The 13622-nt window shown below is 72.2% G+C and carries 18 protein-coding genes; 6 read left to right on the top strand and 12 right to left on the bottom strand.

From position 1 onward, the window contains the following. Window positions 1-2 precede the first annotated feature (2 nt). Window positions 3-782 carry a GNAT family N-acetyltransferase gene (locus ACIRSS_RS28855; protein ID WP_400900295.1) on the top strand — a complete coding sequence of 260 codons (780 nt, stop codon included), beginning with the start codon at window positions 3-5 and terminating at the stop codon, window positions 780-782. Here ACIRSS_RS28855 and ACIRSS_RS28850 read toward each other — a convergent pair. The 4 genes from ACIRSS_RS28850 to ACIRSS_RS28835 are packed head-to-tail and all read right to left on the bottom strand — an operon-like array spanning window position 766 to window position 3793. Then, window positions 766-1416 (bottom strand): response regulator, encoded by a 651-nt coding sequence (locus tag ACIRSS_RS28850; RefSeq protein WP_400900293.1) that lies wholly within the window; start codon window positions 1414-1416, stop codon window positions 766-768. The genes ACIRSS_RS28855 and ACIRSS_RS28850 overlap by 17 nt on opposite strands. After that, entirely contained in the window at window positions 1413-2519 is a 1107-nt protein-coding gene (locus ACIRSS_RS28845; protein WP_400900291.1) for a sensor histidine kinase, read from the bottom strand. The genes ACIRSS_RS28850 and ACIRSS_RS28845 overlap by 4 nt, the downstream gene beginning before the upstream one ends. Window positions 2520-2553: 34 nt before the next feature. Then, window positions 2554-3345, bottom strand: coding sequence for an SRPBCC family protein (locus ACIRSS_RS28840; protein ID WP_400900289.1), 792 nt, complete (start codon window positions 3343-3345; stop codon window positions 2554-2556). Between the two features lie 31 nt (window positions 3346-3376). Then, entirely contained in the window at window positions 3377-3793 is a 417-nt protein-coding gene (locus ACIRSS_RS28835) for a MarR family winged helix-turn-helix transcriptional regulator (RefSeq protein ID WP_400900287.1), read from the bottom strand. Between the two features lie 78 nt (window positions 3794-3871). On the opposite strand from ACIRSS_RS28835, the gene ACIRSS_RS28830 reads away from it, so the two are divergent. After that, on the top strand, window positions 3872-4432 hold the full coding sequence (locus ACIRSS_RS28830) for a flavodoxin family protein (RefSeq protein WP_400900285.1): 561 nt from the start codon (window positions 3872-3874) through the stop codon (window positions 4430-4432). Window positions 4433-4632: 200 nt separating this feature from the next. Here the strand turns inward: ACIRSS_RS28830 and ACIRSS_RS28825 are convergent, their stop codons facing one another. After that, window positions 4633-4998 carry a winged helix-turn-helix transcriptional regulator gene (locus ACIRSS_RS28825; protein ID WP_400900283.1) on the bottom strand — a complete coding sequence of 122 codons (366 nt, stop codon included), beginning with the start codon at window positions 4996-4998 and terminating at the stop codon, window positions 4633-4635. Between the two features lie 82 nt (window positions 4999-5080). Here ACIRSS_RS28825 and ACIRSS_RS28820 point away from each other — a divergent pair, with 82 nt between their 5' ends. Further along, the gene (locus ACIRSS_RS28820) at window positions 5081-5932 is read left to right on the top strand and encodes an NAD(P)-dependent oxidoreductase (protein ID WP_400900281.1); all 852 of its coding nucleotides are present in this window, start codon (window positions 5081-5083) and stop codon (window positions 5930-5932) included. Continuing rightward, window positions 5929-6669, top strand: a complete 741-nt coding sequence (locus ACIRSS_RS28815; protein ID WP_400900279.1) for an SDR family oxidoreductase — start codon at window positions 5929-5931, stop codon at window positions 6667-6669. The genes ACIRSS_RS28820 and ACIRSS_RS28815 overlap by 4 nt, the downstream gene beginning before the upstream one ends. Window positions 6670-6782: 113 nt before the next feature. Here the strand turns inward: ACIRSS_RS28815 and ACIRSS_RS28810 are convergent, their stop codons facing one another. After that, complete coding sequence (locus ACIRSS_RS28810; protein ID WP_400901896.1) at window positions 6783-7559, bottom strand: NAD(P)H-dependent oxidoreductase; 777 nt, start codon at window positions 7557-7559, stop codon at window positions 6783-6785. A gap of 71 nt (window positions 7560-7630) precedes the next feature. Here ACIRSS_RS28810 and ACIRSS_RS28805 point away from each other — a divergent pair, with 71 nt between their 5' ends. Then, the gene (locus ACIRSS_RS28805) at window positions 7631-8629 is read left to right on the top strand and encodes a GlxA family transcriptional regulator (protein WP_400900277.1); all 999 of its coding nucleotides are present in this window, start codon (window positions 7631-7633) and stop codon (window positions 8627-8629) included. A gap of 31 nt (window positions 8630-8660) precedes the next feature. Here ACIRSS_RS28805 and ACIRSS_RS28800 read toward each other — a convergent pair whose 3' ends face one another. The 3 genes from ACIRSS_RS28800 to ACIRSS_RS28790 form a co-directional block, all read right to left on the bottom strand. Further along, entirely contained in the window at window positions 8661-9560 is a 900-nt protein-coding gene (locus ACIRSS_RS28800; protein WP_400900275.1) for a LysR family transcriptional regulator, read from the bottom strand. Window positions 9561-9715: 155 nt separating this feature from the next. Further along, window positions 9716-10327 (bottom strand): TetR/AcrR family transcriptional regulator, encoded by a 612-nt coding sequence (locus ACIRSS_RS28795; protein ID WP_400900273.1) that lies wholly within the window; start codon window positions 10325-10327, stop codon window positions 9716-9718. 10 nt (window positions 10328-10337) lie between these two features. Next, window positions 10338-11156 carry a class I SAM-dependent methyltransferase gene (locus tag ACIRSS_RS28790; RefSeq protein WP_400900271.1) on the bottom strand — a complete coding sequence of 273 codons (819 nt, stop codon included), beginning with the start codon at window positions 11154-11156 and terminating at the stop codon, window positions 10338-10340. Between the two features lie 190 nt (window positions 11157-11346). Here ACIRSS_RS28790 and ACIRSS_RS28785 point away from each other — a divergent pair, with 190 nt between their 5' ends. After that, window positions 11347-11940, top strand: coding sequence for a dihydrofolate reductase family protein (locus tag ACIRSS_RS28785; protein ID WP_400900270.1), 594 nt, complete (start codon window positions 11347-11349; stop codon window positions 11938-11940). On the opposite strand, the gene ACIRSS_RS28780 is transcribed toward ACIRSS_RS28785, so the two are convergent. The 3 genes from ACIRSS_RS28780 to ACIRSS_RS28770 all read right to left on the bottom strand — a co-directional run bounded on the left by ACIRSS_RS28780 (window position 11924) and on the right by ACIRSS_RS28770 (window position 13581). Further along, the gene (locus tag ACIRSS_RS28780; protein ID WP_400900268.1) at window positions 11924-12775 is read right to left on the bottom strand and encodes a sigma-70 family RNA polymerase sigma factor; all 852 of its coding nucleotides are present in this window, start codon (window positions 12773-12775) and stop codon (window positions 11924-11926) included. The two genes, ACIRSS_RS28785 and ACIRSS_RS28780, sit on opposite strands and share 17 nt — an antisense overlap. Window positions 12776-12917: 142 nt before the next feature. Next, window positions 12918-13253 (bottom strand): VOC family protein, encoded by a 336-nt coding sequence (locus ACIRSS_RS28775; protein WP_400900266.1) that lies wholly within the window; start codon window positions 13251-13253, stop codon window positions 12918-12920. A 10-nt stretch (window positions 13254-13263) separates the two neighbouring features. Further along, window positions 13264-13581, bottom strand: coding sequence for a DUF6223 family protein (locus ACIRSS_RS28770; protein ID WP_400900264.1), 318 nt, complete (start codon window positions 13579-13581; stop codon window positions 13264-13266). Window positions 13582-13622: the final 41 nt, after the last annotated feature.

Raw genomic sequence — 13622 nt, 5'->3', positions numbered from 1 at the left:
CCATGGAGATCCGGACGCTGGACGTCGCCGACCTGCCGGCTTGCTCCGATCTGGCCGAGTCCCGGTCGTGGCCGCGCGAGCCGCCGAAGTGGCGGTTGCTGCACGACGTGGGGCAGGTGTTCGGGGTCGACGCACCTGGTGGCGGCCTCGCGGCGGCCGCGGCGGTGGTGTCGTTCGGGACGGTGGCGTCGATCTCGATGGTGCTGGTCGCACCGCGGTTCGAGCGGCGTGGACTGGGCCGCGCGATCACGGCGCAAGCGCTTGCGGCGGCGGGCGACCGGGTGGTGTGGCTGCACGCGTCGACGTCCGGCCGTCCGCTGTACGAGTCGATGGGTTTCGTCCTCGACGGCGGGTGCCAGGGTCACGTCGGGAGGTTCGCCGACGACGGTGGACCGGGTGCGTCGCCGGGGTCGTTGTCTTCGGTGGCGCCCCTGGACCTGCGCGCGCACGGCGTCGACCGGCGGCCGCTGCTGGAACGGCTGGGGACGCCGTACGTGGTGGAGGGCGGCTTCGCGTTCGGAGTGGACATCGGGCACGTGACGGTGATCGGCCCGGTGGTGGCGGAGACGGAGGACGCGGCCAAGGCGCTGGTCCGCGGGGTGGCGCGGTCGGTGTCCGGCGAAGTCCGGGTGGACCCCGACGACCGGTTCCCGTCGTTCACGACGTGGTTGCGCGAGCGCGGCTTGGTCCCGGGACCGCCGGCACCCCGCCTGGTCCTGGACGGCCGCCCGATTCCCGGCGATCCTTCACTCCGCTTCGCGCCCTTCACGCGGGCGATGTAGGACGCACCAGGCCGGACTCGTAAGCCGCGATCACCAGCTGAGCCCGATCCCGCGCCGCCAGTTTGTGCAGCAGCCGACCGATGTGCGTCTTCACCGTCGCGATTCCCACGTGCAGCCGCGCCGCGATCTCGTCGTTCGACAGCCCGCGCGCGATCAACGCCAAGACCTCCTGCTCCCGCGCCGTCACTCCCTCCAGCCGCTTCACCGGCCCCGTCGGCAGGCGCGCGAACTCCGCCACCAGCCGCCGCGTCACCGATGGCGCCAACAGCGCCTCCCCCGATGCCACGATCGAGATCGCCGACAGCAGGTCCGCCGGTCGCGTGTCCTTCAACAAGAACCCGCTCGCGCCCGCGCGCAACGCGGCGTAGACGTACTCGTCCAGGTCGAACGTCGTCAGCATCAGGACTCGGACCTCCGACGCGGCGCAGATCCGGCGCGTCGCCTCGATGCCGTCCATCGACGGCATCCGCACGTCCATCAACACGACGTCCGGGGCGAACCGCCGGGCCAGTGCGACCGCCTCGACGCCGTCCGACGCCTCGCCGACCACCTCCAGGCCCGGCGCGCTGTCCACCAGCACCCGGAAGCTGCCGCGCAGCAACGCCTGGTCGTCGGCGATCAGGACGCGGGTCATCGAGCCGCCGCCGTTTCGTAGGGAAGCCGCGCGAAGACGCGGAAACCGGGTTCGGCCGGGCCGGCATCGAACTCGCCGCCGTAGACGGCCACGCGTTCGCGCATCCCGATCAGGCCGTGGCCCGGTGTCGCGGACCCGCCGCGGCCGTCGTCGCGGACCTCGATCGTCACCTCGCCGTCCGTCCCGGCGACGCGGATGCGGCACGTCGCCGCGCCCGCGTGCTTGACCACGTTGGTCAGCGCCTCCTGGACGATCCGGTAGACCGACTGGCCGATGCCGCCCGGCAGCTCCTCGAGACCGTCGACCGCGAGGGCGACGTCCAAAGCGCCCGCCTGTTCCGCGCGTTCGGCGAGCGCGCGCAGGTCGTCGAGCGTCGGGGCGGGCGCCAGCGCCGGGACGCCGGTGCCGTCGCGCAGGACTCCCAGCATCCGCCGCAGCTCGGCGAGCGTCTCGCGGCTCGTGTCTTCGATGACGCGCAACGCTTCCCGTGCCTCCGCGGGCTGTTCCGAAGCGACGTGGTTGCCGACGGCCGCCTTCACCGCGATCAGGCTCATGCTGTGCGCGACGACGTCGTGCATCTCGCGCGCGATCCGCAGCCGTTCGGCGGAAACCGCTTCCCGTGCGTGGTTTTCCCGCTCGGCCGCGGCGTACTCGCGGCGCCCGTGGACGGCGACGCCGAGCGCGAACCCGACGATCAGCGCCGACGCCCCGAAGTTGACGGTGGTGGCGGTGCTCGGGTTCGGCACCACGACCCCGAGCAGGCCGACGCCGAGCAGCCCGGCCACGAACCCGACCCGCGAGGCCCGGCTGCCCCGGTGCACGACGAACGTGAAGAGCGCGCACCCGGCCGACACGACGGCGACCGCGAGCACCGGCCCGCCGATCGGCACGGCCGCCGCGGTCAGCACCAGGGCCAGGACGTAGGCGGGGCGCGGCCACCAGCGCCGCAGCACGATCGGGACGGCGCTCGTCAGCATGATCGTCCAGCCGAGCCAGGCCGGGAGCCACAGCGGCAGCCGCCACGCCCCGGCCGCGAGGTTCCCGCCGGCCCCCACCGTGAGCACCAGGACCGCGAGCGCGTCCAGCACCACGCGAATTCGCATGGGACGAACGTAATGCGGACGCCCCCGCCGCGCGTCAACCCTGGGTCGGACGCTCCGCGTAATGCTTCTTCACGGCCTCGACGTGCTCGGGCGTCCAGTCCGGCAGGTCGACGCCGTGCGTCGCGGCGAACAGCTTGTCGAGCTGCTCGTGCCGCTGCGCGAGCTGAGCGGGCACGTCGGCTTCGGGCGCTTCGGTGAACTCGACGCGGGTGCCTTCCAGCGGCTCCTGGACCACGTGCCAGCCGGGCTCGTCGGGCAGGAGCGCGCGGACTTCGTCCACCGGCTTCCACACGAGGTCGCGGCGGAAGCGGATCGTCCCGTCGGCGAGCACTTCGCCGTAGCCGAGGCCGAATTCGTCCACATAGGACGCCATCCGGGCGTGCCAGTCGTTGGGCTGCTCGGCGTCGCGGCCGGACAGCCGCGCGTCGAGAGCGTCGAGGCAGACGTCCCAGCCGGCGGCGGTGCGGCCCGCGGCCAGCTTCGCGATCGCCGGTTCGCCGCGGCCGAAGGTGTGCGTGAACTCCAGGAGGCTGCCGTCGCCGTCCGGGGTGATGAGCCAGCGCAGGGTGTCGTCGTTCCAGACGAAGGTGAACTCGCGCGGCGGGTCGGCGGTGACGACCCGGCCGGTCGTCGCCGTGTCCTCGCCGGGGAAGGTGAACCGGATGGCGCCGCCGTCACGCAGTTCGACGTCGACCTTCGCCGGGAACCAGTGCTCGAGCTCGGCCGGGTCCGTGATGGCGCGCCAGACCTGCTCGGGCGCGTGCTTCAGCCGGCGTTCCAGCCGGAGGGCGGGACGGTCCTCGTCGGTCAGCAGTTTCGCGGGCATGCCTGTATATAACCACCGAGGCATATACGGGTCAAGCGCCGCGGACGGCGGCGACCGCGGCGGTGAGCTCCGGGTCGCTCGCGGCCTTGTCCAGTGAAGTCCGCAGCACCGAGCAGTACGTCGGCTCGGCTTCGGCGTAGCGCTTGCGGCCGGCGTCGGTGATCACCGAGTAGACGCCGCGGCGGTCGTCTTCGCACAGGTCGCGGATGGTCAGGCCGGCGTCTTCGAGGCGCGCGCACATCCGGCTGACCGAGCTCTGGTTGAGCCCGATCGCCTCGGCGAGCTCCTGCATCCGCAGGCCGCCGCGCGGGCCCGCGACCAGCTTGCCGAGCGCGCGGTACTCGGACAGGCCGAGCCCGTGGCGCCGTTGCAGCACCTTGCCCAGCTCCTGCTCGATCCGGGCGTGCAGCACGAGCATGCGTCCCCAGGACTGTTCGTCGACGGTCATTTCCCGCCCTCCTCTTGACGCCAGGATAGTCCATGGGCAGTCTTTATATGTACATGCAAGTAACTGAGGGGATCGACGATGACGCGGAACTTCCTCTTCCTGGTCGGCGCGGCGCGGGCCGGCGGGAACACCGAGATGCTGGCCCGGCGGGCGGCGAAGGAGCTGCCTTGCGACGTCGAGCAGCGGTGGCTCCGGCTGCCCGAGCTGCCGCTGCCGCCGTTCGAGGACCGCCGCCACGGCGCCGGTTCGCACCCGGAGCCCGGCGAGAACGAGCAGCTGCTGATGGACGCGACCTTCGCGGCGACCGACATCGTGATCGTGTCGCCGGTGTACTGGTACTCGCTCGCGGCGAGCGTGAAGCTGTACCTGGACTACTGGTCCGGCTGGATGCGGCTGCCGGTCGAGTTCAAGCCGAAGATGCGCGGCAAGACGCTGTGGGGCGTAAGCGTCCTGAGCGAAACGGCGCGCGAGGCCCAGCCGCTGATCGGCACGCTGGAGCTGTGCGCGGAGTACCTGGCCATGAACTGGGGCGGAGTACTCCTGGGCAACGGAAGCCGTCCAGGCGACGTGCTCCTGGACGCCGACGCGATGTCGGCGGCCCCAACGTTCTTCACCGGCGCGGACTTGGTCACCGCGTAAGGACGACCTTCGCGATCAGGACCAGGTCGGCGCCCGGTCCGGGTCGATCAGCCATTGGAGCAGCACGCCCGACAGTGGGGCCTGGTGCACCGTGCCGACGGCCCGGGCCTCGTCGCTCCCGTCGTCGAGGCCCTGGAAGAGGTTCGCCAGGCCTCAGCGGGCCAGCTCCAGCGCGTTCGCCAGCTGCGCGGGCAATGCCATCACGCCGAAGAAGTATGCGGGGGCGCCGGTGTGACGCCGCGGCGCTTCGCGATGCCGGCCATGTTCTCCTCGCCCCAGTCGCCCAGGGGCAGCAACGCCGTGTTCAGCCGCTGACCCAGCTCGGTCAGCGAGTACTCGACCTTCGGCGGGATCTCGTGGAACACCTCCCGGTGCACGACTTCGTCCGCCTCCAGCTCCCGCAGCGCCTGGATGAGCATCTTCTCGCTGATCCCGGCCACCTTCCGCTTCAGCTCGCCGAACCGCAGCGGCTCGGCGTGCAGCGCCCAGAGGATCAGGGCCTTCCAGCGGCCGCCGACCACGTCGATCGCCGCGTCCAGTCCGCAGCGGTACGTTCTCGCCAGCATCCAGGATCCTTACGTTTTGGTGGGTACCTGACTTATTAGTCGGTACTTGTCCATCGTAAAGCGCGTCAGCAGCATGATCGGCATGGGAGAAAGCAAAAAACAGGTGGCCGTGCTCGGCCTGGGGCGGATGGGCGCCGCCCTCGCCGGCGCGTTGCTGGGGGCGGGTCACGACGTCGTGGTGTGGAACCGGTCGCCGCTCAAGGCGGGGCCGCTGCTCGACCGCGGTGCGCGTCTCGCGGCGACACCCGCCGAGGTGGCTTCGGCGGACGTCGTCCTCAGCTGTCTGTCCACATACGACACTCAACAGCCGGTGCTGGCAGCGGCTTCGCCGAAGGTGCTGGTCAATCTGACTTCGGGGACGCCCGCGGAAGCACGCTCGACCGCCTTGTGGGCATCGTCGGCGGGCATCGAGTACGTGGACGGCGTGATCATGGCTGTCCCGCAGGGAATCGGGACTCCGGCCGCGCAGATCCTCTACGGCGGCTCGTCGGCGGCGTTCGCGGCGCAGCGCGATGTGCTGGCGGTGCTGGGGGAGCCGGTGTTCCTCGGCGAGGACGCCGGGCTGGCGGCGCTGTACGACTTGGCGCTGCTGGGCATCATGTGGTCGACGATGGCCGGTTACCTGCACGCGCTGGCCCTGGTCGGGACGGAAGGCGTGGCGCCGTCGGTGTTCACGCCGATGGCGTTGTCGTGGCTCTCGGCGGTCGGCGGGTTCCTGCCGGGGATCGGTTCGCAGGTGGTGAGCGGGGACTACTCGACCGACGTGTCCGCTTTGGACATCAACGCCGCCGGGCTGGGGCTGCTGGTGGAGACGAGCCGCGCCCAGGGGATCTCCGCTTCGGTGCCCGCGGCGCTGCGGGAGTTGTTCGACCGCGCGGTGGCGTCGGGTCACGGCGCGCACGCGATCGCGAGTGTCATCGAGGAGATCTGGTGAAGTTTGCGGGGAAGAAGGCGGTCGTCACGGGCGGCACGCACGGAATGGGACTGGCGGTGGTGCGCGCGCTGCTGGACGGTGGCGCGGAAGTCCTGGCGACCGGCCGGGACGTCTCGGGGCTGGACATCCCGGGGGCGCACCTGCTGTCGTCGGACGCGTCGTCGCTGGCCGACATCGACTCACTGGCCGCGGTGACCTCGGACCGGCTCGGGACGGTGGACCTGGTGTTCGTCAACGTCGGGTTCGCGACGCTGACGCCGTACGCGGAGGCGACGCCGGAAATCTACGACCGGACGTTCGACGTGAACGCGAAGGGCGCGTACTTCACGGCCCAGCGGCTGGCGGGGTTGGTGCGGCCCGGCGGATCGTTCGTGTTCACGACGTCGGTGGCGGCCGGCGCGGGAATCGCAGGGATGGGCCCGTATTCGGCGGCGAAGGCGGCGGTGAGGTCGTTCGCGCTGACGTACGCGGCCGAGCTGGCGCCGCGCGGGATCCGGGTCAACGTGGTCAGCCCGGGGTACACGGACACCCCGACGATGGGCGTGACGGGAGTGCCCGGCTCGGTGCTCGCCGCGTTCAAGAAGACCGGCGACGAGGTGACGCCGCTGAAGAGGCACGCGACGGTCGAGGAAGTGGCGGCGGCGGTGCTGTTCTTGGCGTTCGAGGCAACGTTCACCACGGGCGCGGACCTGCCAGTGGACGGCGGCTTGGGCCAGCGGCTCACGTTGCCGGCCTGAGCCCGCCCCGCCGGGCTCGGCTGGCTCGGCTGGCTCGGCTGGCTCGGCTCAAGCCTTGCCGGGCCCGCGCCGCGCCGGTGCATTGCCTGCCCGCGGCCGACCTTCGGCGCACCTCATCCTGCTTGCGTGAGGTGGACTGCGAGGCCCGTCGCGCCTGGGGCGTGCTCGGGGCGCAGGACCAGGTTGTCGTCGTAGTCGCCGCCGTTCTGCGGGCGGAACGGGATCGGGTCCGTCGTCTCCAGCGTGCTCAGGCGCGTGCGCAGCTGCTCCCGCGCCTTGGCGAACTCGGCGTCCGGCACCCGGTCGGCGCCGAAGACCGCGACTGGCGGCAATACCGACATCCCCGCGTAGAACAGCGTTCCGTGGTGCAGCGGCCACAGGACGTCGTTCAGCGCGCCGTTCACCCCGCGCGGGCCCATGGCCGGCTCGCGGGCTCCCGCGGTGAGCACCACTATCGCGCGCTTGCCCGCGAGCCGGCCTTCGCCGTAGCGCAACGTGCGGCCGTCCTCCGCGCGGACGCCGTAGCCGAAGCCCTTCACGAACACCCGGTCGAACCAGCCCTTCAGGATCGCGGGCAGGCCGTACCACCACAACGGGAACTGCACGACGACCGCGTCCGCCCAGTCGAGTTTCTCCTGCTCGGCCACGATGTCCGGGCTCAGCTCGCCCCGCGCGTGCGCGCGGGCCGACGTCGCCCCGACGATCAGCCGCTCGTCCCCGGCCTCGGTGCCGAAGTCGGCCGCGTCGACCACCGGGTTCCACTTCATCGCGTACAGATCCGACTCCCGGACGTCGTGCCCGAGTTCGCGGAGCGTCCGGAGGCCGTCGTCACGGAGAGCCCCGCTCAGCGAGCGCGGTTCGGGATGCGCGAAGACCCACAACACGTTCATGACCTCGATGGTCACTCCGGCTCCCCGCTCGATCGAGTGGCCTGATAGCCAACATGTGCAAGAATCGAGCCATGGCCGAATTCGCGCACCCGGACCGTCACCACGTCGCCGTGCTGGTCAGGCACGGCATGCTCGTGATGGAGCTGGGCATCGTCCACCGGCTCTTCGGGCAGGCGCGCTCGGCGTCCGGCGAGCCGCTGTACGAGGTCGTGACGTGCGCCCTCGAACCCGGCCCGGTCCGCACCGACTCGGACTTCACCATCCCGATCGACCGCGGGCCCGAGGTGCTGGCCGAGGCCGACACCGTGATCGTCCCCGCGTCGCGGGCCGAATACGAACCCCTCGCGCACGTGCTGACCCCACCGCTGGCGGCCGCACTGGATCGGATCCCGGCGGACGCGCGCATCGCGTCGATCTGCACCGGCGCGTTCGTGCTCGCCGCGGCCGGTCTCCTCGACGGCCGCCGCGCGACCACCCACTGGCGCTCCGCCGACGAGCTCCAGAACCGGTTCCCGGAGGTCGACGTCGACCCGCACGTGCTCTACACCGACGACGGCAACGTCCTGACCTCGGCGGGCGTCGCGTCGGGGATCGACCTGGTGCTGCACATGATCCGCCACGACCACGGCGCCGCCGTCGCCAACGAAGTCGCCCGCGGCACGGTCGTCTCCCCGCACCGCGAAGGCGGCCAGGCCCAGTTCGTCCGCCGGCCGGTGCCGGAGCCGCGCACGTCGTCGACGAAGGCAGCGCGCGCGTGGGCGCTGGAGAACCTGCACCGCCCGCTGACGTTGCGCGAGCTCGCCGCCCGCGAGGCGATGAGCACCCGGACGTTCACCCGCCGCTTCCGCGAGGAAGTCGGCATCTCGGCACTGCAATGGCTTACGCAGCAACGGATCGAGCGCGCCCGCCAGCTGCTGGAGGAGTCGGACCTGCCGGTCGACCGGGTGGCGACCGAAGCCGGCTTCGGCACGGCGGCGTCGCTGCGCCAGCACTTCCAGGCCGCGCTCGGGGTGTCACCGAGCGCGTACCGCACGACGTTCCGCGGCGAACTGGCGGCGCAGGCGGGCTGAGTCGTCGTGGCTCGGCGGCACCCCTGCGCGGTCAGCCCGCCGGGACGGCACCCGGTCGAGGTAGTGCTTCGCTGACCTCGACGGCGGTGCGCACGAACCGCGCGATCCGCACGTCCCGCGCGCCCGCCGGCCAGGCGAGCGCGAGCGAGTACGGCGTCGCGTCGCCGACCGGCCGGTAGACGACGTCGGCCCGCTGATGCCACTCCGCGAACGACGCCGGCAGCAGCGCGATCGCCTGCCCGAGCGCGACCGTCTCCAGCAGCTGGGTGCTGTCCCGCACCACCGGCCCCGGCGTGACCGGGCGGCCGGTCACGTCCTGGCCCGACCAGTAGGCCCGGTCCGCGGCCGAGGCGTCCGGCCAGCACGGCGTCGGCCGCCCGGCGAAGTCCGCGCAGGTGAGCGTGGACCGGCCGGCCAGCTCGTGCCGGAAGGGCAACGCGGCGACGCGCGGCTCGGTGAAGAGCACCTCGACGTCCAGGTCACCGTGGTCGCCCGGGCAGCCGACCACGGCCACGTCGGCCCGGCCGTCGCGCGGCACGCCGCCCCGCTCGCCGAACCCGCTGACCCGGATCTCGACCGGTCCCGGGTACCCGTCGGCGATCCGCCGCAGCAGTTCGGTGGCCACGCCGGATTTCGCGGTGACGACGAGCGCCGGCGGCTGCTGAGCCGCCCGCCGGGTGCGCCGGACGGCGTTCGCGACCGCGTCGAGCGCCTTCGCCGACTCCGTGAACAGGACGTTCCCGGCCGGCGTCAGCTCGACGTGCCGGCTGGTGCGCTCGAAGAGCTGAACGCCCAGCCGCCGCTCCAGCAACCGGATCGCGCGCGACAGCGGGGGCTGCGCCATCCCGAGCCGCTCGGCGGCGCGGGAGAAGTTCAGCTCTTCGGCGACCGCGCGGAAGTACCGCAGCTCACGGACCTCGACGTCGTCCATATCGCGAGGGTATCGCGGCGGAGTCCATCGGTCTTTCCCTTCTTTCTCGGCGGATGGCGGGGTTCGTGTTGAGAAGTCCACAAAGGACGGACCGCGGAGTGCGGGACGGACGGATCGCCGATCGCCGGGGGCGCGGTGAGGCAGCGGCGCGAGAGCTACGGCGCGATGCCCTCGAGCATCGCCCGCACCACTGCGTCCGGCGTCGGTGGGTCGAGGGGGCCCGTGTGCGGGAAGACCGCCGCCAGTACCGCGGCGTGGCAGTAGCCGACCAGCATCGCCGCGGCCGCGTCCACTTCGGACTCCTCGCGCAGCCTGCCGAGGGTTCGCTCCTCCTTCAGGTACGCCAGCAGGCGGTCGCGCCAGTAACCCGATCGCTCGCTGATCTCCGCGAACCGCTCCAGCACCCGCGGCTGGCCGATCAGGCCGCTGAACGCCGGCACGATCACCTTGTGCAGCGCCAGCCCGAACTCCAGGTGGCGGTGGAGGTTGCCCGCCACGGTGCCTTCGCCCGCCACCGGCAGGTCGCCCAGTTCCGCTTCCGTAGTGCGCACGTGCTCCAGCAAGGCCCGGGCCACCAGCTCCTCCTTGTCGGAGAAGTGGTTGTAGAGCACGCCGTCGGCGACGCCCGCCATGCGCGCGATCTCGCGCACGGTCATCCCGGTCGTCCCGTGCGTGGCGATCATCTTCTGGGCGGTCTCGACCAGCAGGTCGTGCAGCGACTGGCCGTCCCGCTGCGCCGCGGCTTTCCTCGGTGACATCACCGCCATCGTAAGGGCCTCACGACCTCCTCCCCGTGACCAGCCACGCCGTTCCCCGCAGGCGGACCGCGTCCGGGCCCGCGTACGGCGCCAGTGCCGCCGTCAGGGCCTCTGTCGCTTTGGCCGCCGTCTCGCCGTCGACCATGCCCAGGTGGTGGCGGACCGGACCCCAGTCGCTGATGAACCGGGCCGCGTCCGGGACGTCGTGGCCCCAGACCTGGTCGGCCTCGACGCGGGTGCACACCACGTCGGAGAAGCCGGCTTCGGTCAGGACCGCCGTCGTGCGGTCCGGGTCCGCGAACGACGTCGGCCCGCTGCCGTCGGGGCCGGTGGGCTGGGGCAGGTACTCGGCCAGTGCGCCGAACACCCGGCCGAGGTCGGTGCCCGCCAGCGCCGTCATGCACAGGAACGCCAGCCGGCCGCCGGGGCGCAGGGCCCGCCGGACGTTGGCGAACGCCGCCACCGGGTCGGCGAAGAACATCACCCCGAACCGGCTGATCGCCAGGTCGAACGCGCCTTCGGCGAACGGGTGCACCTGGACGTCACCCTGCTCGAACGCCACGTTCGGCACCTCCGCCGCCCGCGCCCGCGCGGTCGCCAGCATCGGTCCGGACAGGTCGACCCCGGTCGCGGACGCGGCCCGGGCCGCCGCCAGCCGCGTCAGCTGGCCGTTGCCGCAGCCGATGTCCAGCACCCGGTCGCCCGCGCCGACCTCATCGAGCAGGAAGCCGTTGAACCCGCTGTTCACGGCGTCGTAGCGATCGGCGTGCGACGCCCAATGTTCCCCCTCGTACCCGTTCCATGCCTCGGCCTGCGCGGTGTTGACGATCCCGGTCATTCCCATCTCCTTCGTTGTGAACACGCGTTCATGAACACTCGTTCATGGTCCCGAGATCCGCCACGGCTGTCAAGGCATCGGCCACCCCGGAGCCGGATGTCGGCCAGGTGGCAGATCTTCCGGTCGGGCGATCGCGGAAGACTTCTCGTCAGCAGGGAAACCGCCCCTGACCAGCACAGAGGAGCTAGAAATGGCCGACGTCATCGCCAACATGTCCATGTCCCTCGACGGCTTCGTCGCCGACCCGCAGGACCGCATCGACCACCTGTTCGGGTGGTTCGGCAACGGCGACGTCGAGGTCCCGACCGCCGTCGAGTGGGCGACCTTCAAGACCTCCGAAGCCAGCGCGAAGATGCTCCGCGCCGCCATGGAGAACGTCGGCGCGCTGATCACCGGCCGCCGCCTGTTCAACCTCACCCAGGGCTGGGGCGGCGCGCACCCGATGGGCGTGCCGGTCTTCGTCGTCACCCACGAGGAGCCCGCGGACTGGCCGCACCCCGACGCGCCGTTCACCTTCGTCACCGACGGCCTCGAAAGCGCCGTCGAGCAGGCCAAGAAGGTCGCCGGCGACAAGAACGTCGCCGTCGCCAGCACCACGATCGCGCAGCAGTGCCTCAACCTGGGCCTGCTCGACGGCATCCAGGTCGACCTCATCCCGGTGCTGCTGGGCGACGGCGTCCGGTTCTTCGACCACCTCGACGCGACCGTCACGCTGACCGGCCCCGAGGTCGTCGAGGGCACCGGCGTGACGCACCTGTCCTACCGGGTCACGCGAGGAGCGTGACGTGCAGCGCGGCCAGGCGGGCGGGTTCGGCGATCACTTCGTACGCCGCCACCCGCTCGCCTTCGACCGCCACGGCCAGCGCGAGCAGCAGCCGGCCGCGCGGGGCCACGACGACGCCGACCGCACCGTCGACCAGGGCCGCTTCGGCGAAGTGAGCCCGTTTCCCGAACACCTGGGTCTCTTCGGCCACCGCCCGCGCCCCATGGGCTTCGAGGGCCGCTCCGGCCGGCAACGCGGCCGCGTCGGCGCGGCGGACGACGTCGGGGGCGAGCACGTCCAAGAGCTCGTCGAGATCACCACCGCGGGCCGCGGCGAGGAACGCGTCGACCACCCGGCGGTGCCGCGCCAGGTCGGCCGGCGGCAGCGGAGACGTGCCCCGGACCCGCTGCCGCGCGCGGCTCGCGAGCTTCTTCGCCGCGACCGGCGTGCGGTCGAGCACCGGCGCGATCCGCTCGAACGGCACCGCGAACAGGTCGTGCAGCACGAACGCGATCCGTTCGGCCGGGCCCAGCGCGTCGAGCACGACGAGCAGCGCGCGGCCCACCGAGTCGGCCAGCTCGACCTCGCCCGCCGGGTCCGCGTCGGCCGCCGGCTCCGGCAGGACCTCGAACGGGTCCTCGCGACGGGCCTTCCGCGAACGCAGGACGTCGAGGCAGACGCGGGAGACGACCGTCGTCAGCCAGGCCGCCAGGTTGTCGACCGAGTCCACGCGGTTCAGGCGCAGCCAGGCCTCCTGGACGGCGTCGTCCGCCTCGGCCAGGGAACCGAGCATCCGGAAGGCCAGCCCGCGCAGCCTGCCGCGTTCGGCCTCGAACGCCCGGGCCAGCTCCTCCATCGGTCACCTTTCGCCCGCACCCACCGTCGCACTCCCGACGGATCCCGGCGACCAGAGGTGACCGATGAGCTTGCTGACCCCTGCCGGCCTGGGCGCGTGTCCCGGACAGCGGGCGGCCCACTGGCGGGGACCGGTCGTCGCGCTACTCCGGGCACCACAACGCGAGCTCGCTCCCGCCGGGCTCGCGGAAGTGGAAGCGCCGGCCGCCGGGGAAGGTGAACGGTTCCTTCGTCACCTCTCCGCCTGCCGCCTCGATCGCGGTGCGTGCCGCGGCCAGGTCGTCCGTGCGGACCGTGACCAGCGGCGCGCGGGCTTGCTCGGCCGCGTCCGCCTGGAAGCCGAAGGTGAGGCCCGCGGCCCGGACGTCGCTGTAGTCCGGGCCGTACGGCGTCACCTGCCAGCCGAAAGCGCGCGCGAAGAACTCGCCGGACGCGGTAGCCGACGTGGACGGGAACTCGACGAAGTCGACTTCGAACATGCCCCCGACGCTAGCGGCGACCACCGACAAAACCGCGCGAGCGAGCCATTGCCAGCCCGCCCAGCGCGACGGCGGCCAGCCCGATCACCAGCGCCACCCAGCCCCCGACGATCCCGTACCCGGTGCCGGGACCGCCCTTGGCCATGGCGACGACGAGACCACCACCGGCTGCGCCGGCGAGCCCCGAACCCAGGGCGACGACGGCTCCCCGGCCGCGGGTCAGGGCCAGCACGCCGGCGACGACGCCGGCCACTCCCACCACCGTGGCGACCATCGCCCACACGCGTCCCGGCGTCATGGCGTAACTACTGACAGCGGCAAGGGTCATGGCGTACTCCCATCTTCGGTGTCCGGGCAGCATGTCCGCCG

It is taken from the genome of Amycolatopsis sp. NPDC101161 (assembly GCF_044768185.1).
In the GTDB taxonomy this organism is placed as follows: Bacteria; Actinomycetota; Actinomycetes; order Mycobacteriales; family Pseudonocardiaceae; genus Amycolatopsis.
The sequence above is the reverse complement of the archived record's forward strand: the minus strand, read 5'-3'. Positions and strand labels throughout refer to the sequence as shown.